This is a genomic window from Photorhabdus akhurstii (genome assembly GCF_018448925.1).
Classification (GTDB): Bacteria; Pseudomonadota; Gammaproteobacteria; order Enterobacterales; family Enterobacteriaceae; genus Photorhabdus; species Photorhabdus akhurstii.
Genome location: NZ_RCWE01000010.1, coordinates 76,894 through 96,685, shown reverse-complemented (window position 1 = coordinate 96,685; position 19,792 = coordinate 76,894). Strand labels below are relative to the sequence as shown.

Annotated in this window: 15 protein-coding genes; 13 read left to right on the top strand and 2 right to left on the bottom strand. The window is 42.9% G+C overall.

Annotated elements, in window-relative coordinates; translation table 11 throughout:
- The first annotated feature begins 1 nt into the window (after nt 1).
- The 5 genes from ptsP (at nt 2) to EAE93_RS13040 (ending at nt 4,712) form a co-directional block, all read left to right on the top strand.
- Nucleotides 2–2,248: a phosphoenolpyruvate--protein phosphotransferase gene (gene ptsP / locus EAE93_RS13060; protein WP_036812194.1), complete on the top strand. Its 2,247-nt coding sequence runs from the start codon at nt 2–4 to the stop codon at nt 2,246–2,248.
- 75 nt (nt 2,249–2,323) lie between these two features.
- On the top strand, nt 2,324–3,199 hold the full coding sequence (lgt, locus tag EAE93_RS13055) for a prolipoprotein diacylglyceryl transferase (RefSeq protein ID WP_036812191.1): 876 nt from the start codon (nt 2,324–2,326) through the stop codon (nt 3,197–3,199).
- Entirely contained in the window at nt 3,196–3,990 is a 795-nt protein-coding gene (thyA, locus tag EAE93_RS13050; RefSeq protein WP_214039834.1) for a thymidylate synthase, read from the top strand. The genes lgt and thyA overlap by 4 nt, the downstream gene beginning before the upstream one ends.
- A 126-nt stretch (nt 3,991–4,116) precedes the next feature.
- Nucleotides 4,117–4,383: a hypothetical protein gene (locus tag EAE93_RS13045; RefSeq protein ID WP_110085946.1), complete on the top strand. Its 267-nt coding sequence runs from the start codon at nt 4,117–4,119 to the stop codon at nt 4,381–4,383.
- Entirely contained in the window at nt 4,380–4,712 is a 333-nt protein-coding gene (locus EAE93_RS13040) for a hypothetical protein (protein WP_052739388.1), read from the top strand. The genes EAE93_RS13045 and EAE93_RS13040 overlap by 4 nt, the downstream gene beginning before the upstream one ends.
- Before the next feature lie 133 nt (nt 4,713–4,845).
- On the opposite strand, the gene EAE93_RS13035 is transcribed toward EAE93_RS13040, so the two are convergent.
- Both EAE93_RS13035 and EAE93_RS13030 read right to left on the bottom strand, forming a co-directional pair.
- The gene (locus EAE93_RS13035; RefSeq protein WP_110085945.1) at nt 4,846–5,268 is read right to left on the bottom strand and encodes a helix-turn-helix domain-containing protein; all 423 of its coding nucleotides are present in this window, start codon (nt 5,266–5,268) and stop codon (nt 4,846–4,848) included.
- Entirely contained in the window at nt 5,265–5,393 is a 129-nt protein-coding gene (locus EAE93_RS13030) for a type II toxin-antitoxin system HigB family toxin (protein ID WP_258165361.1), read from the bottom strand. The genes EAE93_RS13035 and EAE93_RS13030 overlap by 4 nt, the downstream gene beginning before the upstream one ends.
- Nucleotides 5,394–5,782: 389 nt before the next feature.
- Here EAE93_RS13030 and EAE93_RS13025 point away from each other — a divergent pair, with 389 nt between their 5' ends.
- The 8 genes from EAE93_RS13025 to recD all read left to right on the top strand — a co-directional run bounded on the left by EAE93_RS13025 (nt 5,783) and on the right by recD (nt 19,649).
- Complete coding sequence (locus EAE93_RS13025) at nt 5,783–6,298, top strand: prepilin peptidase-dependent protein (protein ID WP_082300976.1); 516 nt, start codon at nt 5,783–5,785, stop codon at nt 6,296–6,298.
- 167 nt (nt 6,299–6,465) lie between these two features.
- A complete protein-coding gene (locus tag EAE93_RS13020; protein WP_214039833.1) occupies nt 6,466–7,053 on the top strand; it encodes a prepilin peptidase-dependent protein in 588 nt (195 codons plus the stop codon).
- A gap of 5 nt (nt 7,054–7,058) precedes the next feature.
- On the top strand, nt 7,059–7,520 hold the full coding sequence (locus EAE93_RS13015; RefSeq protein WP_105399667.1) for a YgdB family protein: 462 nt from the start codon (nt 7,059–7,061) through the stop codon (nt 7,518–7,520).
- Nucleotides 7,517–7,903 carry a prepilin-type N-terminal cleavage/methylation domain-containing protein gene (locus EAE93_RS13010; RefSeq protein ID WP_214039832.1) on the top strand — a complete coding sequence of 129 codons (387 nt, stop codon included), beginning with the start codon at nt 7,517–7,519 and terminating at the stop codon, nt 7,901–7,903. The genes EAE93_RS13015 and EAE93_RS13010 overlap by 4 nt, the downstream gene beginning before the upstream one ends.
- Entirely contained in the window at nt 7,881–11,303 is a 3,423-nt protein-coding gene (recC, locus tag EAE93_RS13005) for an exodeoxyribonuclease V subunit gamma (protein WP_214039831.1), read from the top strand. The genes EAE93_RS13010 and recC overlap by 23 nt, the downstream gene beginning before the upstream one ends.
- Nucleotides 11,303–14,191 (top strand): pitrilysin, encoded by a 2,889-nt coding sequence (gene ptrA, locus EAE93_RS13000; protein ID WP_214039830.1) that lies wholly within the window; start codon nt 11,303–11,305, stop codon nt 14,189–14,191. The genes recC and ptrA overlap by 1 nt, the downstream gene beginning before the upstream one ends.
- The gene (gene recB / locus EAE93_RS12995; RefSeq protein ID WP_415186290.1) at nt 14,191–17,796 is read left to right on the top strand and encodes an exodeoxyribonuclease V subunit beta; all 3,606 of its coding nucleotides are present in this window, start codon (nt 14,191–14,193) and stop codon (nt 17,794–17,796) included. Before ptrA ends, recB begins: the two co-directional genes overlap by 1 nt.
- Nucleotides 17,796–19,649: an exodeoxyribonuclease V subunit alpha gene (gene recD / locus EAE93_RS12990; RefSeq protein WP_214039828.1), complete on the top strand. Its 1,854-nt coding sequence runs from the start codon at nt 17,796–17,798 to the stop codon at nt 19,647–19,649. Before recB ends, recD begins: the two co-directional genes overlap by 1 nt.
- Nucleotides 19,650–19,792: the final 143 nt, after the last annotated feature.

The window sequence follows — 19,792 nt, the reverse complement described above, 5'->3', positions numbered from 1 at the left end:
TATGCTCATGCGCTTACGGGAAATTGTTGAAAAAGTTGCTATGGCAACCAATCTGGCCGAAGCGCTTGAGCTATTGGTGAACGAGACCTGTCTGGCGATGAACACGGATGTCTGTTCTATCTATCTTGCTGATCATCAACGGCGGTGTTATTACCTGATGGCAACCCGAGGGTTGAGGAAACCCCGGGGAAGGGCTGTCAGTTTGGCTTTTGGTGAGGGAGTCGTCGGACAAGTTGGTCAATTGTCTGAACTGATTAATCTGGCTGATATTCGCAGCCATCCAAGTTTCAAATATTTGCCTCAAGTGAAAGAGGATAGCTTCCGCGCGTTTTTGGGCGTTCCGGTGGTCTATCGCCGCCAGTTGCAAGGTGTTTTAGTCGTTCAGCAGCAGGAACAACGCCTGTTTAATGAAACCGAAGAGTCCTTTATGGTGACTCTTGCGACACAACTGGCGGTGATCCTTGTTCAAGCTCAGACTAAGGGATTGTTTGGTCAGTATCGGCAAACCAGAATTAAAGCGCTGGCAATTTCCAATGGCATCGTGATGGCTCAGGGATGGCAAGATTGTTCCCAACCCTCACTTGACCAAATTTTTGAAGCTTCAACCCTTGATCATGCAGCAGAACGTTCTCGTTTGATTCAGGCACTTGAAGATGCAACAGCAGAATGTCGTCGGCTCAGTAAACGTTTTACCGCGGGTTCTCAAAAAGAGAGTGCTGCAATTTTTAATCTTTATTCCTACCTTTTGAATGACCCTCAGTTGAAACAAGATCTGTTCTCCTGTGTTGAACAGGGATCTGTTGCGCAATGGGCGGTTAAACAAGTTATTGAGAAATACGCAGAACAATTTGCCAGCTTGCAGGATGCTTATATGCGGGAAAGGGCATCAGATCTACGGGCGCTTGGGCAGCGATTACTATTTCATCTTGATGATTCACTGACTGCCAGCCATCAATGGCCTGAATGGTTTATTCTGGTTGCAGATGAACTGAGTGCCAACCTATTGGCAGAAGTGCCGCAAGAAAGATTAGCAGGAGTTATTGTTCGTGATGGCGCTACCCATTCACACTCTGCCATATTGGTACGTGCAATGGGTATCCCGGCCATTATGGGGGCAGATATCCAGCCGGAACTCCTGCACAATCGTATGCTGATTCTTGATGGTTTCCGTGGAGAAGTTTTTATTGAACCTGAACCACTGATTTCGCAGGAATATAAACAGATTATTGAGGAAGAAAAAGCACTGAGCAAACTGGCTGAGGGGGATGTTGATCAGGAAGCGCGGCTCAAAAGTGGTGAACGCATTCTGGTTCAGCTTAATGCAGGTTTAAGCCTGAAATATGAGTTACAAATCAGTAGCAGTATTGATGGTGTTGGACTCTATCGCACCGAAATCCCCTTTATGTTGCACAGTGGTTTCCCGTCAGAAGATGAACAAAAAGCGCGTTATCAGGAAATGTTGCAATTATTTCCCGATAAACCGGTGGTATTACGTACACTTGATATCGGTGCGGATAAACAACTGCCTTATATGCCGATTAGCGAAGATAACCCTTGTTTGGGATGGCGTGGTATACGGGTGACGTTGGATCAACCGGAGATTTTTCTTATTCAGCTTAGGGCAATGCTCAGAGCTAATGCTGACACGGGCAATCTGAAAATCCTGTTGCCAATGGTGACGAATGTAGAAGAAATTGATGAAGCTAAGCGATTAGTAGACAGGGCGAAAGAGGAAGTCGAGCAAATTCTGGCGTGTCAAATACCTATGCCTCAACTTGGTGTAATGATTGAGGTTCCTTCGATGATTTTTCTGTTGCCACAACTCAAAAACAGAGTTGATTTTGTGTCTATTGGCACCAATGACCTAACGCAGTATCTATTGGCGGTGGATCGGAATAACACCCACGTCGCCTCTCTTTATGATTGTTTGCATCCGGCGGTGATTCGGGCATTAAAACTGGTATTTGAAAATAGCCAACGAGTAGGTCTTACGATCAGTATTTGTGGTGAAATGGCAGGAACCCCGATGGGTGCGTTATTATTGATTGGTCTTGGCTATCGTAGCCTGAGTATGAGTGGTTGTAGTGTGCCAAGAATTAAGTATTTATTGCGTCATCTGGAGATGGCTCAGGTTGAAAAATTAATGGCCGAAATATTACAAGCTGAAACCAGCCTAAGAGTAAAGGAGCTATCAGCAACATTTATGGAGCAGCATGGGGTTGGCGGTTTGGTCAGAGGTAGCATTTAATCCGTTTAACCGCCTGTGCTATGATTCTCAATCACTTGCCTTAGGGCATTAACGCTAAATATTAAGTGGGGAAAGATGAGTAACAGCTACCTGGCATTTCCTAATATTGACCCGGTTATTTTTTCAATAGGTCCAATAGCCCTCCATTGGTATGGTTTCATGTACTTGGTTGGGTTTGTATTCGCCATGTGGCTAGCGACACGCAGAGCAGCGAAACCCAATAGTGGTTGGACGAAAAACGAAGTAGAGAACTTACTTTATGCAGGTTTTGCTGGCGTATTTGTTGGCGGCCGTTTGGGCTACGTCCTGTTTTATAATTTCCCTGCCTTTCTCGACAACCCGCTTTATTTGTTTAAAGTTTGGGACGGTGGCATGTCTTTCCACGGTGGTTTGATGGGGGTTATCTGCGCAATGTGGTGGTTTGGCCGCAGAACGAAACGCCATTTCTTACAAGTTGCCGACTTCATTGCACCGTTAGTCCCTTTTGGCTTAGGCATGGGGAGAATCGGTAATTTTATTAACGGCGAGTTGTGGGGACGCGTCACCTTGGATACGCCGTGGGCAATGCTGTTCCCAAGCTCCCGTAGTGAAGATATTGCCCTGGCTGCAACGGAGCCTTCATTGCTATCAGTACTGGAACAATATGGTGTTCTGCCACGTCACCCTTCACAACTTTATGAAATGGCGTTGGAAGGGATCGTTCTGTTCATTATCTTGAATTTATACATCCGTAAACCTCGGCCGATGGGCAGTGTTTCTGGTTTATTCTTAATTGGTTACGGTATTTTCCGAGTGATAGTCGAATTTTTCCGCCAGCCGGATGCACAATTGGGTTTATTCGACGGGATCAGCATGGGACAAATTCTTTCTATCCCAATGATTCTTGCGGGAATTTTAATGATGATATGGGCATACAAACACCAAGGTAATAAGGTACAAAAGGTAAAATGAAACAGTATCTGGATTTAATGACAAGAGTGCTTGCAAAGGGCACTCCGAAGGCAGACCGTACCGGGACGGGGACTCTCTCCATTTTCGGGCATCAGATGCGTTTCAATTTGCAGGAGGGTTTTCCGCTAGTTACAACTAAACGCTGCCATATTCGTTCAATTATTCATGAACTTCTTTGGTTTCTGAATGGTGATACCAATATTAAATATCTGCATGAAAATGGGGTGACTATTTGGGATGAATGGTCGGATGAAAATGGTGACTTGGGGCCTGTGTATGGTAAGCAATGGCGTGCATGGGGTACCGCAGATGGCCGTCAGATTGACCAATTGAAAACCGTACTGGAACAGCTTAAAAGCGATCCAGATTCACGTAGGATCATTGTTTCGGCTTGGAACGTTGGTGAATTGGATAACATGGCATTAGCGCCATGCCACGCTTTCTTCCAGTTTTATGTCGCGGATGGCAAACTTTCCTGTCAGCTTTACCAGCGCTCTTGTGACGTATTCCTTGGCTTACCGTTCAATATTGCCAGCTATGCATTGCTGGTGCATATGATGGCGCAACAGTGTGATCTGGAAGTGGGCGATTTTGTCTGGACCGGTGGCGACACCCATCTTTATAGCAACCATATGGAGCAGGCAAATTTACAGCTCAGTCGTGAACCGCGTTCACTGCCAAAACTGGTGATAAAGCGTAAACCGGAATCACTTTTTGATTATAAATTTGATGACTTTGAAATAGTTGATTATGACCCGCATCCAGGAATAAAAGCACCGGTTGCTATTTAACGGTTGTGGTTAAAATAGCTCTTCTATGTTTGTCAACATTCTGGGGGAACAATTTATTATAAATTGTTCCCCTTTTCATTTTGGTGGTATAGTATACAGATACATAGAAGTAGGAGGAAAAAGACCATGAATACCTTTTCTCAAAAAAAAGCTAGGGATCTACTCAGTAACCCAGAGAATTTCGAGGGCGGCGTGTTTATTACCAAAAATGGGGTATCTGAATTGTTTATTCAACCGATAGCAGAACGTGAGAGGGAGCAAGCCGATAGAAACGCAGAAAGACAGGCGATGGCGTTGCTTAAAATCGCTATGCTGTCTAAGAAAGATATCATGGATGGTAGAAAAATGACTCCTGAAGAAGCACTTCGTAGACGCAGGGAATGTCGGACGTGATATATAAAGTTCAAGTTGCTGAAACAGCCTACCAGACACTTTCTATTATTGAAGACTACAAGGCTTACACAATAGGGTTGGAAGCGGCTCAAAATTTGGTAGATGATTTATTGATTGAATCATCGAGATTGATTGGGGAAAACCCGTTAGCATACGGCTATTCCTCAATGTTACTGGATAAAGGAATACAATTTCACCAGTGGTTTTCCAAAGATCGGCAATTCCGTGCCATTTATGATGTAGTCGGGGGTGAAATTCAAATATTAGCATACGCAAGCACAAACCAAGATTTAATTACCCTCTTGTACCAACTACTGATCGTACACTGATAGTAAAAACACTTTATGGTGTATTAGTCTTAGAGTCAGGTTAGGATCGGCATTAAACCCGACCTAAGACAGCAATTATGAAAGATCTTAAAAAATCTTTTTGTTACTCAATCAGTTGTGGAAATAGATAAAGCTAATCGATAAAAACTGCACTAGAAACCTTAAAACGTTTACTCAGGGCTTTTATATGGGTTACTGTCAGTGACTTTGTTCCACTCAGAATTTGTGATACCAGAGAAGCTTCTCCGATTTCGTTTTTAAGGTCGGCTGGCGTAAGACCGTATTGATCCATCAGAACTCGTAGGGCTGCAACCCCCGTAGGGATATTTTCAATAGCCCGGTTAAATTCTGCAAATTCAGGGGCGGTATCTTCATAGCGTTCAATTGTTGTAGTTAGAATCTCAATTAACCCTTTGTTATTGTCATAGTCTTTGAAAAGCTCATCAATCAAATCCAGCGCTTCTTTGTACTGTTCTGAGGTATCGATGTAGGTCAGCCAAGGGATCTCTGAAAACAGAGCGCTAGCCCGTTCCTGAACGACTGCAAAATTGATCATTCTCTGTTTCTCCGGTAGTAATTGGTTAGCTTGTCGTATTCTGCATGGGATACGATGTGTTTAATGTAACAGTGCTCCATTGAAAACTCGATAAAGGCCAGTAACCGAAAATTATTACCACCAATATCGATACACCGCTATTGCTCGTTATACTTTAAACATTGAACGCTATATTTAAAATAATTTTCTCAATTAATTACTTTCTAGTCTGCTATTAATTATCTTTATAGAATAAATTAATAGTAATAACAACCTCATGTAAATCACTCAATATTTTCTTTATTATGTTCATGAAGCTTCTTCCTCATAGCCATATAATCTTACAATGTATGACAATAATAAGAAACAAAAATAACTATTCTCGTTGATTTTTGCGAAGCTCTACGCAATTTAAATGTAACAATAATAGGCTATTATTTTTTTATTGATGCGCTCTCGCATAAAATTTAATTATGTATTTATTCTGTTTTTAAAATGAATAAAATGTTTTACGAAAGGATATAAGGAATTATCAATGGGAAATAATATTAATATAATTAGCCATTATAATATTGATAATCAATTAGGTTTTTCTTTATTGGAATTGATGGTCGTTATTGTTTTGGTTTCAATATTCTCTTTATGGGGAGTACAGGAATGGGGATATCACCAGGAAAGAGCTAGATTACAGGAATCAGCACAGAAGATATTGACATTTATAGCCAGGCAACAATCTTTGGCAAATTATCTGAATAAAAGGGTAATGCTGTGGTTGAAAACGGGAAAAGGCTGGTGCATAGCGCTCTCTAATTCGGTGTTGTCTGATTGTGATTTGGAAAATGTTGAGGGAATAAGTTCCCCACATCAAGATGTTATTATCAGTTCGGCAACGAAGGATCAGATAGAGTTTCATGGAATAAGAAATACGATGATACCCGCGAGTTTTACTTTAGCGAATTCCGCAGGTGAAATATCTATTATTTTTTCTTCTCGAGGCAGGATGAGATCATGTAGTAATAATAAGTTTAATCAAATTCCAGCTTGTGATTAATTATACCCTATGGATTTCAAGATGGATCGCGACGGCAAGGGAGCGAATCCCCGGGAGCATAGATAACTATGTGACCGGGGTGAGTGAGCGCAGCCAACAAAGAGGCAACTTGAAAGATGACGGGTATATGCTTTTTTCATTAAAATAGGAGATGCTTTATTGGAATAATGAAAAATAAAAACCAATCTGGAATGACATTATTAGAAGTTATTGTAGCAATGGCTATTGGTAGTATTATCTTACTAGCAATTGCTAAGAGTTATCCTATTTTAACCAAACAAATAATGGAGTTATATCAAAGATATCGTTTAGGCTATTTTGTTAAACAAACACTACATATTATAGAGAAAGATATTCGCCGTTCTGGATATTGTCAGCATTATTGTGACGGTAAGCCGATAGTAATCAGTAATAAAAGTGATGAGAGTGAGGATTCATGCCTGATTATTGCATATGATCTTAACACAAATAACCAATGGGAACCGCCAGAACACAGTGAATCGGAATTCTTTGGCTATCGCCTTAGCAATAAGTCAGTAGAGTGGAAAAGAGGGGCGGGTAACTGCCAGGAAAATGGCTGGGAAAGGCTGTTTGATCCAAATGAAATAGTGGTAGATTCCTTTAAAGCTGAAAAATTACCGGCAAAAGATGGCTTAGTTTTTATCAAATTAACGTTTATTGCACATTGGTTTAAACATCCATCGATAAACTACCAATATCAGTCAGTAATACGTTTGCGCAATATCAGGGGATAAGTACCGTGGCTGAGCATTCTCCGCATGGTTGTTTTCAATATCAGCAAGGTAATGTATTGCTAATTTCAGTGCTAATATTGTTGGCGGTGAGCCTGATGATGTTAAAGGCTTTGCATCATCATCTGGATAACGCTTTAATCATGATGGTCGATGAACGTAGATATCTAAAGGCTTTTCAGCAAGCAGAATCTTCATTGGCATGGGGAATCGCTCAGTCATGGTCACTTGATGAAACAGAAGAGTGGTATTGCCAGCAACAGCAAGAATTTCATTTGACCAGTTGCTTAAAAAGGCAATCGAGTCATTTTTTTCTACTGAAAGGTATGGCTGATATGGCATCTGGGCAATCTGTCGGGTTATATCAATGGATGAAATTACTTTCTGCTGGTGGAAGAGACTCCCTTATTCCGGTAGAAAGTGGTTGGCTGGATTTTTGTCCTGAGGTAGATGTGGGATTTTGTTCATGAAGTCAGAACTTTTTTATGAGCATCAATCAGGTATGAGTTTGCCCGAAGTAATGATTGCTGTTATGGTCTTTTCGGTCTCTCTATTGGGACTAATGCGTTATCATCAGGGGTTATTATTTGGGTTTCAGCAACATTGGCAGCAATCAAAGGCGGATAAGTTATCTTATGAGTATCTGGAACAATATGAATTAATCGCAGGTCAAAACCCTTTGCCAGAAATAATATTACCACTGGGGTGGCACGCTGAATTTCAGACAGCATATCCGTTGTCTGGCTGCTATCAGCTTAAAGTTATAGTGACAACACCTTATAATCAGCAAAGTAAAGCAAGCCGATGGATTTGTTCAAGTGGGAGTTCTGATGTTCAAAGTTTATCATTCTAATCAATTAGATCTTCTTAAGGAATTGATAGCAATATTGATCGGGGATAATCCACTGACTGATCCATTTGCTCAGGAAGTCATTTTGGTGCAAAGCCCGGGTATGTCACAGTGGTTGCAAATCCAACTGGCTGAAAGAATAGGCATATCAGCCAATATTTCATTTCCGCTTCCCGCTACGTTTATTTGGGATATGTTTACCAAAGTATTGCCTGATATTCCTAAAGAAAGTGCTTTTAGTAAAGATGCTATGACATGGAAATTGATGGCGTTATTGCCTCAATTATTGCCAGAAGCGGAGTTTGTCGCGCTCAGGCACTACCTTGATCAAGATTTTGATAAACGGAAGATTCATCAATTGGCCGGGCGGGTTGCTGATCTGTTTGACCAATATCTAGTTTATCGTCCGCAATGGTTGGAAAGTTGGCAACAAGGTCAGCTTATTGATGGTTTGAGCGATAATCAGTTGTGGCAGAAAAGGTTATGGCTGGAACTGACGGAATATACTAACCAGTTACAACAACCCCAATGGCATCGTGCTAATTTATATCAGCGTTTTATTTCGACGCTGGAAAATAGCCCTGAACTGGGAAATAGTCTTGAACTGAAAAATAGTACTGAGCTTTCAGCTTGTTTACCGAAACGGGTATTTATCTGTGGTATTTCTGCCTTACCACCGGTCTATTTACAAGCTTTGCAGGCATTGGCACGGCATATTGATATTCACCTGATGTTTACCAATCCATGTAAATATTATTGGGGGGATATTCAGAATTATGCTTTTCTGGCAAAACTGAGCAGCCGTAAACCACGTCATTATAAGAACGAACAGGAGTTGGAACATTTTAAAGACCCTGGTAATGCTCAATCACTGTTTAACGATGATGGTGAACAAGAAGTCAGTAATCCCTTGTTGGCATCGTGGGGACGGTTGGGTCGTGATAATCTCTATTTATTATCGCAGCTTGAGCAGAGTTCGGATGTTCACGCCTTTGTTGAATTAGAACAGGATAATCTATTACATCAATTGCAAAGGGATATTCTCTATCTGGAAGATCATGCCCAAATTGGTTCAACAAAAGAGACATTTGAAAATAGCCTGCGAAAAAGAGTACTTGATCCGTTGGATTGCTCTTTGTCTTTCCATGTTTGCCATAGCCCTCAACGTGAAGTGGAAGTTTTACAGGACCAGTTATTGCGATTATTGGAAGATAATCCATCGTTGACGCCAAGGGATATTATTGTGATGGTCGCGGATATTGACAATTATACTCCCTATGTTCAGGCAGTATTTGGTAATGTCTCTGCTGAACGTTATATTCCATTTGCTATTTCTGATCGTAAGGCTCGTCAGGCACATTCGGTTTTACAGGTATTTATTACACTGCTTGATTTACCTCAAAGTCGTTTTACGACGGAACAGGTTTTAGCATTGTTGGAAGTACCCGCGCTGGCGAATAAATTTGACATTCATGAAGATGGTTTGCGTTTATTAAGGCGTTGGGTTGAAGAGTCAGGCGTTCGTTGGGGGCTGGATGACGATAATGTAGAAGAACTATCTTTGCCGGTAACAGGTCAGCATACATGGCGTTTTGGACTCACTCGAATGTTATTGGGTTATGCAATGGATAGTCGGTCTGGCCCTTGGAAAGAGGTATTGCCTTATGATGAATCCAGCGGTTTAGCCGCAGAGCTTGCCGGTCAATTAGCGGAGCTTTTGATGCAATTGAGCTATTGGCGCAAGATTCTGGGCGAGAGCCGAACATTAACGGGCTGGTTACCTATCTGCCAGGAGTTGCTGGAGACATTTTTTGCATCAGATAGTGAAACTGAATTAGTACTGGCGATGATAGAGCAGCAATGGCAGAAAGTCATAGTCAATGGCTTGAATGCCCGTTATCAAGAAAGTGTGCCATTGGTTCTATTGCGAGATGAATTGGCGCTTCAGTTTGATAATGAAAAAATCAGTCAGCGTTTTCTCGCCGGATCTGTCAATTTTTGCACTCTAATGCCGATGCGTTCTATTCCCTTTAAGGTTGTCTGTTTATTGGGAATGAATGATGGTATCTACCCCCGTTCAATTCCACCGCTTGGATTTGATCTCATGGCGGAAAAAGGTCAGAGGGGGGACAGAAAACGGCGGGATGATGACCGTTATCTATTCCTTGAAGCCTTAATATCTGCCGAACAGTTTCTCTATATCAGCTATATTGGTAAGTCCATTCGTGATGATACGGAATGTAACCCTTCGGTGTTGGTGAATGAATTACTGGATTATGTTTGCCAAAGTTTTTGTTTACCGGGAAATGAAAAACTGAATGTTGATCAAAGTGCTATTCATGTCAGAGAACATCTGTTGTATCTTCATTCCCGCGTTCCATTTGCACCGGAAAATTTTATACCGGGCAGTTATCAGCAAAGCTATGCCGGGGAGTGGTTACCGGCGGCAACTGAGCAAGGTGCCGCATACGCTGAATTTTGCCAATCTATTGAAACGGCGCAAATTCAAGAAATTACACTTGATAGTTTGAGCAGTTTTTACCGCCATCCGGTTCGGTTTTTTTTCCAACGTTGCTTGAAAGTCAATTTCGTTATCGAAGAAACGGAATTACCAGAGGAAGAGCCTTTCGTTTTAGATAACTTTCAACGTTATCAGTTTAATCAGCTATTGTTGAGTGCACTAATTGAACAGCAATCGCCTGAGCCGCTTTTCAGTCGGCTTCGTGCTGCTGGCGGGTTGCCTTTTGGTGCTTTTGGTGAGGTTTATTGGTTGAAGCAACAAAAAGAGATGCAGCCTCTGGCGGATAAAATTCGTGAACAACAGATGGAAACTTTATCTATTGATTTACATCATGATTTAGGACAAATGATTCTGACAGGACAAATTAATAAGGCGCAACCGGATGGTTTGCTGCGTTGGCGGCCGGCCAGCTTAACAGCCAATGATGGCATGCAATTGTGGATTGAGCATCTGGCTTACTGTCTTGCCGGGGGGGAGGGTGAAAGCCGCAGTTATGGGCGTGATGGCAGCGAATGGCGTTTTGCTTCTGTGTCTTCAGAACAAGCGAAAGATTATCTGAATCAATTGATTGAAGGTTATCAACGAGGAATATCAGCGCCTTTACCACTGTTTTGTAAAAGTGGTTGGGCGTGGCTTTCAACATGTGTGAATAAAGAAACGGGTGAGATTGATGATAGCAATGAAATTCAATCAAAAGCTGAAAGCCAGCTATTGAAGGCATGGCTTGGAGATCAGGGACGCACAGGCGAAGGGGATGATCCTTATATTCAGCGGGCTTTCAGGCAAATCGATGAATCATTTTTAGCAAAACTTAAACAGGAAGCGCTCAATTATTTGTTACCGATGGCGCTAAATCAGAAACATAGGGAGAATATCGGATAATGCATAAACATTTTGTTCGCATGATTACTGTGATGTTCCTGCTCTTTTGGGGAACAGTAAGTTATGCGCAAACATCACAGTGGCAGCGACTGCAAGAGACAATTTATAAAAGCGAAAATGATCATCGTCAGTATCAGGGAATCAGATTGGCAAACAATATGACGGTCTTGTTGGTATCTGATGAGAAGGCAACCAAATCTCTGGCAGCGGTAGCAATTCCGGTTGGTAGTATGGAAAACCCTGACAGCCAGCTTGGGCTTGCACATTATCTGGAACATATGGTTCTGATGGGATCTGAACGTTACCCACAGTCAGGTGATTTGTCTGAATTTTTGCAAAAGCATGGTGGTAGCTATAATGCCAGCACAGCCTCTTACCGCACGGCTTTTTACCTTGAAGTAGAAAATGAGGCGTTAGCTCAGGCTACAGATCGTCTGGCTGATGCATTGGCTGAGCCGTTACTTAATCCAGTGAATGCAGATCGGGAGCGAAACGCCGTGAATGCAGAGCTGACAATGGCGCGTTCTCGTGATGGGATGCGGGTGGCTCAAATACGGGCAGAAACCTTGAATCCTAAGCATCCCAATGCCCGTTTTTCTGGTGGTAATCTAGAAACATTGAAAGATAAACCAGGGAGTAAATTACAGACAGAACTGGTGGATTTCTATCAGCGTTATTATTCGGCCAATTTGATGAAAGGAGTCATTTACGGTAATCAGCCTATCGATAAACTGACTCAAATTGCAGTTGATACTTTTGGTCGGATACCTGACAGAGAAGCGAGAGTGCCGCCGATTACTGTTCCGGCAGTAACGGAAAAAGAGAAAGGGATTATCATCCATTATGTTCCTGCCCAACCGCAAAAGGCATTGCAATTGGAGTTCAGTATTGACAATAACAGTGCCGATTTCCGCAGTAAAACCGATGAATATCTTGGTTATATGATTGGCAACCGTAGCCTGAATACATTATCAGATTGGCTACAAACTCAAGGACTCGCAGAAAGTATTAGTGCTGGTGCGGAGCCTATGGTTGATCGTAACAAGGGTATCTTTTTTATTTATGTGACGTTGACAGATAAAGGGCTTGCACAACGGGAGCAGGTTATTGCGGCCATTTTTGCTTATATTAATTTGTTAAAACAAAAAGGCATCCAGAAAAGTTATTTTGATGAAATCGCGAAGGTTTTGAATCTGTCTTTCCGATATGGCTCCATTGTTCGTGATATGCACTATATCGAATGGTTATCGGATGCTATGTTGCGAGTTCCTGTTTCTAATGTACTCAATGCTGGTTATTTGGCTGATAACTATGACCCGGAAGCAATTGCCAACCGGCTTGCCGAGTTGACGCCTGAAAATGCAAGAATCTGGTATATCAGCTCAAAAGAGCCGCACGATAAACAGGCTTATTTTGTTCAGGCGCCTTATCAGGTTGATCGAATCACATCACAGCAACGAATGGAATGGCAGCAGTTAGAGGCGCGGATGAATTTTTCTTTGCCTGTGCCAAATCCTTATATTCCTGACGATTTGAAGCTGATAAAAGCAGGTAAGAGTCAAAAACATCCAGAGATGATCCTTGAACAGCAGAATGTCCGCCTACTCTATATGCCGAGTCAATATTTTGCTGATGAGCCTAAGGCCAGTATTACGCTTGATTTACGTAATGCGAACAGTTTGGATAGTGCCCGTGAGCAGGTTACTTCCTCTTTGCTTGATTATTTAGCAGATCTTTCCCTTGACCAGCTTAGTTATCAGGCTTCTGTTGCCGGAATGAATATTTCTACTAGTTCATCACAGGGACTGCAACTGGGAGTAAGCGGTTACACTCAAAATCTGTCGGCGCTTTTAACCTCTTTAATCAGTAACTACATGGCGTTCACTCCAACGGAGGATCAACTGGCACAGGCTAAGTCTTGGTATCGTGAGCAGATAGAGGTTTCTAATAACGCTAAAGCTTATGACATGGCGATGCAGCCGTTGAAGCGCCTTTCTATGGTGCCTTACACTGAGCAGTCCACTCGTTTAAAAGCGCTGGAGACTATCACAGTTCAGGATATTGTTACGTATCGTCATGAAATGATAAAAAATGCTGCTTTGCAAATGATGATAATTGGGAATTTGACCGAACAGCAGAGCAAAGTGATTGCTGAATCTGCCCATAATCAACTGGCCAATCAAGGAAATGACTGGTGGATTGGGAATAAGGTGGTGATTGATAAAAATTACCCGGTTAATTTCCAGCGTGTGGGCAGTAGCACAGATGGCGCTTTAGCAGAGATTTATATTCCGACGGGTTATAACCGTATAGAGGGTTATGTTTATTCCAGTTTGTTGAGCAATATGCTCCAGCCGTGGTTCTATGAGCAGTTAAGAACAGTAGAGCAACTAGGGTATGCGGTGTTTGCTTTCAATACCAGTGTGGGGGAGCAGTGGGGATTAGGGTTCCTGCTACAAAGTAATAGTAAACAACCGAAATATTTGAATCAGCGTTATCGAGATTTCTATCAGAACGCCGGTAATAAATTGAAAGCAATGTCTCAAGCTGATTTTGAACAATACAAGAGTGCGCTGATTAATGAAAAGCAGCAGCCGCCACAAACTTTCTATGCCGAAGTTGCCCGTTTCTCTCGTGATTTTAGCCGCAATAACTTTAGTTTTGATAGCAGAGATAAAATGCTTGAGATTCTAAAGAAAACCACACAGCAGCAGTTGATTAATTTCTATCGGAATGCGGTAATCAAACATCGAGGGCTGTCATTGATTTCACAAGTGATTGGTAAATCAGGAAGCTTGGATGGATATGCGAAATTGAAAGGTTGGAAAACCTATCAGAATGTAACTCAATTTCAGAAACGGTTACCTGTTGAGGTAAGAGATCGGTGATCACAGAGACATCTGTTCACAGGCTTAATGTATTAACTCTGCCGCTGAATGGTCAGCGGCTGATCGAAGCATCGGCCGGAACGGGTAAAACCTACACTATCGGTATCTTATATCTGCGTCTTCTGCTTGGGTTGGGGAAAGATGCCGCTTTTTCACGGCCTTTGAGCGTGGAAGAAATTCTGGTAGTCACTTTTACTGAGGCGGCGACAAATGAGTTACGTGGGCGTATCCGTGAAAATATTCATCAACTTCGCCTTGCTTGTATTCGAAACGAAGTAGAAGACGCAGAACCTGCCTATCAACAGCTATTGGATGAAATCCCGGATAAAGAACAGGCGGCTATCTGGTTACTGGCCGCAGAGCGGCAAATGGATGAAGCCGCGATTTATACTATTCATGGTTTTTGTCAGAGGATGTTGGTGCATAACGCTTTTGAATCTGGGATCTTGTTTGAACAGACATTGATTCAAGATCAACAGCCATTAGAACGGCAGGGGTGTGCCGATTTCTGGCGGCGCCACTGTTATCCATTGCCATTATCAATGGCACAGGTAATCAGCCAGGAGTGGAGTGGGCCAGAAGCCTTGTTGGCTGAATTACACCCTTATTTACAAGGGGATATGCCATATATTGTTAATGCGCCGGACAGTGATGAAACACTGTTAAGTCGTCATGAAAAAATTACCCAGTTGATCAGCGATGTTAAATACCAATGGAATGAAGTTGCCGGAGAGTTGCACGATTTAATTGCGGGTTCTGGTGTCGATAAAAGAAGTTACAGTAGTAAGCACTTACCAAATTGGCTGAATAGTGTCACGGATTGGGCTCAGGCGCCTACAGAGGATTATCTGTTGCCAAAAGCGTTGGAGAAATTCCGGCAGTCGGTATTGGCAGAAAAGACAAAAAAAGGTGAGGTACCTGAACATTCACTTTTTGTTGCAATAGATGATTTATATAAGCAACCACTTACTTTACGTGATTTGATTATCTCCAGAGCTATTATTGAGATTCGCCAATCAATCCGTCAGGAAAAATTAACACGTGGTCAAATGGGGTTTGATGATTTACTTACCCGTCTTGATGATGCGCTGAAAGGTCCCGGCAGCGATTTGCTTGCTGAGACTATTCGTCGGCGCTATCCGATTGCGTTGATCGATGAATTTCAGGATACCGACCCACAGCAATACCGGATTTTTCATACCATTTATGGCACTCAGCCTGAAAATGGATTGCTGTTCATTGGTGATCCCAAACAAGCTATTTATGCATTTCGCGGCGCAGATATTTTCACTTACATTCGCGCCCGCTCTCAGGTAAGTGCTCACTATACTCTGGAAACAAATTGGCGCTCTGCTTACTCAATGGTACAGGCAGTAAACAAACTGTTTATGCGTTCGGAAAAGCCATTTTTGTTTGAGCAGATCCCTTTTATTGAAGTCTCTGCGGCAGAAAAAAATCGAGAGCTCTCTTTTAGCTATGACGGTGAAGAACAGGCCGCACTGAATTTCTGGTTACAACCGGGAGAAGGCGTTTCTACCGGAGATTATGAGCAAACGATGTCACGGCTCTGTGCTGCGCAAATTCGAGATTGGTTGCAGGCAGGTAGTGAAGGGCGGGCTTTGTTACATAAAAGTGAAGGTTCTCGACCTGTGACGGCGGCTGATATTACGGTTTTGGTGCGTAGCAGAAAGGAAGCTACATTGATCCGTAATGCGCTTAACTTGTTATCTATTCCTTCCGTATTTCTTTCTAACCGAGAAAGTGTATTTGCTACCGCGGAAGCCAAGGATATTCTCTGGTTACTGCAAGCGGTGTTATCCCCGGAAAAAGAACGGGTTTTGAGAAGTGCGTTGGCGAGTGGTTTATTTGGTCTGACTGCCTGTCAGATAGACAAGTTGAATCATGATGAAAAGAGATGGGATCAGTTAGTTGATGAATTTGATGGCTACTTTCGTCTGTGGCAACGCCGTGGTGTGTTGCCTATGTTACGAGCGGTAATCGCCAACCATCATATTGCTGAGAATTTGCTTGCCAGTTATGGCGGTGAACGGCGTTTGATGGATGTGATGCATATTGGTGAGTTGTTGCAGGAGATATCTTTACAACTTGATAGTGAACATGCAGTCACCCGCTGGTTGGCTCAACAAATTTCTCATCCTGATCCACAATCTGAAAACCAGCAGATGCGGTTGGAAAGCGATCGTCATTTGGTACAAATTTGCACTATCCATAAATCTAAAGGTCTGGAATATCCGCTGGTATGGCTGCCATTTATCTGTAATTTCAGGGAGCAGACGCGGGCGATATATCATGATCGTACAAGCTTTAATGCTTGCTTTGATATCTTTCCTGACGACGAGACGATTGAGTTGGCGGAACAAGAGCGATTGGCAGAGGATTTGCGTTTGCTCTATGTCGCATTGACGCGTTCTGTTTACCATTGCAGTGTCGGCGTGGCTCCGCTGATAAAAGGCAATAAGAAAAAGATCGGCGATACTGATCTGCATCAGTGTGCTCTAGGCTACCTGTTGCAAAAGGGGGTGAAAGGGGATGCTGATTTTCTGGCGACATCGCTTAAAGAATTAAGTGGAGATGGCATCGTTGTATCATCAATTAATGATACTGATGGTCATCCCTGGCAATTGCAAAGTAAAAATGATTTAGTCCTATCGGCCAGGCAATTTAAACGCAGAGTTCAGGATGAGTGGCGTATTACCAGTTATTCTGGTTTACGAAACTCTGTGGTGCATCGTGGCAATGCTTCTGCTTATTTTGCGGGAGAAGAATCGATTGACGTGATTGTCCAGTCTATTGCGCCAAAGCTTGATGTTGATGCTAGTGGTGAAAAGCAGTTAGCAGAACAACCTGAAATGACGCCACATACATTTCCTCGGGGAGCCTCGGCAGGGACGTTTTTACACGCTATTTTAGAAGAAATTAGTTTCAGCCAACGACCTGATGAAAAATGGTTGGCAGAACAACTGCAATCAGCCGGATTTGATGAACGCTGGAGTGGGACATTACAGCAATGGATGACCGATATTTTTACCATTCCATTGGATGATGAAGGAATGCAGCTTGCAAAAATTCCGCTGCATCATCAACAGGATGAAATGCAGTTTTATCTGCCGGTTGAACAACTTTTGCGATCTCAGGAATTGGATATGGTAATGCGTCGTTATGACCCGATTTCTGCTCGTTGCCCCCAACTGGAATTTCAGCAGGTGAAAGGAATGCTGAAAGGGTTTATTGATTTGGTCTTCTGTTGGCAAGGCAAATTCTACGTGCTGGATTACAAATCAAACTGGTTGGGAGAGGAGAGCCAGTTTTATACTCAACAGGCAATGGAAATAGCCATGATTGAGCATCGCTATGACCTGCAATATCAGCTTTATACACTGGCGCTGCATCGTTACTTGCGTCACAGGTTGGCTAATTATGACTACCAACAACATTTCGGCGGCGTGATTTATCTGTTTCTCAGGGGGATAGATAAACAACAGCTGGGGAATGGTATTTTTAGTTGTCGGCCATCGGCTGAATTTGTCGATGCTTTGGATCTGCTTTTCAGTGGTAATGAACAGTCTGAAAAAGAGAAAAATTGATGATTTCGTTATTACAACAGGCAGTAAACCTCAGGCTTTTGCGTTCATTGGACTTACAGTTTGCTCATACATTGATTGAGGATAAAGATCCTGTTTTGTTGTTGGTGATGGCGTTGTTGAGCGCTGAAACTGGTACTGGGCATGTTTGTCTGCCGGTTAATCGGATAACGCCAGAATATTTTTTTGATGGGCGACATCGTGAATTTGCAGAGCAATTATGGCGAGCTGCGGGAAAACCTGATGAGCAGAGTTTGCTGATAGCGCTGGAAAATTGTGCTGCGGTTAGTGATGGGCTTCAACCAACGCCTGTGGTGTTTTCCCATGACCGGCTTTATTTGCAGAGAATGTGGCAAAGTGAATGTCAGGTGGCGGCTTTCTTTTCCGGCAATCAACCAACCGATAATATTCAGGAACAGCAACTGAGAACTGTTTTAGATGAATTATTCATGCTGCCTGAGGAAACGGTGGACTGGCAAAAGGTGGCTGCGGCTGTCGCGGTGACTAGCAGAATTTCGGTTATCTCTGGCGGACCGGGAACTGGGAAAACAACGACAGTTGCTAAGTTATTGGCTGCCTTAATCAAACTTAATCCTGATAAAAAGCAGGTTATCCAACTGGCGGCTCCGACTGGAAAAGCAGCCGCCAGATTGACCGAATCTCTTAATAGCGCGGTCAGAAAATTGCCTCTGACGGAGAAACAGTTTGCATATATGCCGGATCAGGCGCAGACGATTCATCGCTTGCTAGGAGCGCAGCCTGATAGCCAGCGATTACGCTATGATCGAGATAATCCACTTAGTCTGGATGTGCTGGTGGTGGATGAAGCTTCAATGGTGGATTTACCCATGATGGCTAGGTTGATTGATGCATTGCCACCGAAAGCGAAAATTGTTCTGCTTGGTGACCGAGATCAATTGGCATCAGTGGAGGCTGGAGCGGTGTTGGGTGATATTTGCCGTTTTGCAGAACTGGGATACAGCATAACGAGGGCGCAACAGTTAAGCAGATTAACGGGATGTCGGTTAGATGCTGGTGATCAGCAAAATATCCCAGAAGTTCGTGATCGTTTGTGTCTTCTACGTAAAAGTTATCGCTTTAATATGGATTCGGGGATTGGTCAGTTAGCTGCGGCAGTTAATCAGGGAAAGAGTCGACAAGCTCTCTCTATTTTGCAGCAACCGTTGAAGGATATCTGTTTTTACCCATTGTCTGACGATGAAGATTATCAGCGATTGCTGACAGAAACGGTATCGGGTTATCACGCCTATTTGCGTCTGGTGGCAGAGCAGGCACCAGTCAAAGAGATTTTAGATGAATTTAACCGCTATCGTTTGTTGTGTGCTCTTAGAGAAGGACCGTTTGGCGTCAGTGGGCTTAATGAGCGTATAGAACAGCTATTACATCGTCAGGGGCTTATTCGTCGCCCTGTCGGGACTTTCAGCCGAGGTTATGCAGGCCGACCCATCATGATATCGCGTAATGACAGCACACTGGGTCTGTTTAATGGTGATATTGGTATTATGCTCAGAGACGAAAATCATGAACTGCGAGCTTATTTTCAGTTGTCTGATGGACAGATTAAAGGAATCCAGCCAAGTCGTTTACCACAACATGAAACTGCATATGTGATGACCGTACATAAATCACAGGGTTCGGAATTTGACCATACAGCTTTGGTATTGCCGACGCAGTTTGTGCCGGTTGTCAGCCGTGAATTGGTTTATACAGCGATAACCCGGGCCAGAGAAAAACTAACTCTTTATGCACATGAAGCGGTATTGCGTCAGGCAATCCAGACGCCAACTCAAAGGCGAAGTGGGTTAGCAGAGCGGCTTAGCTTACCGGTGGATTAACTCTTGCTCTGATAAACGGACTTGTGTAAAAAAATTTATATATTAATGATGTTGCCATATCTTCTCTGACATTTTTTTGATCGTGATTTGTTCGGTTGTTGGATGGGATTTTAAGCCCGACAATCAGATCATTAATGCCTTTA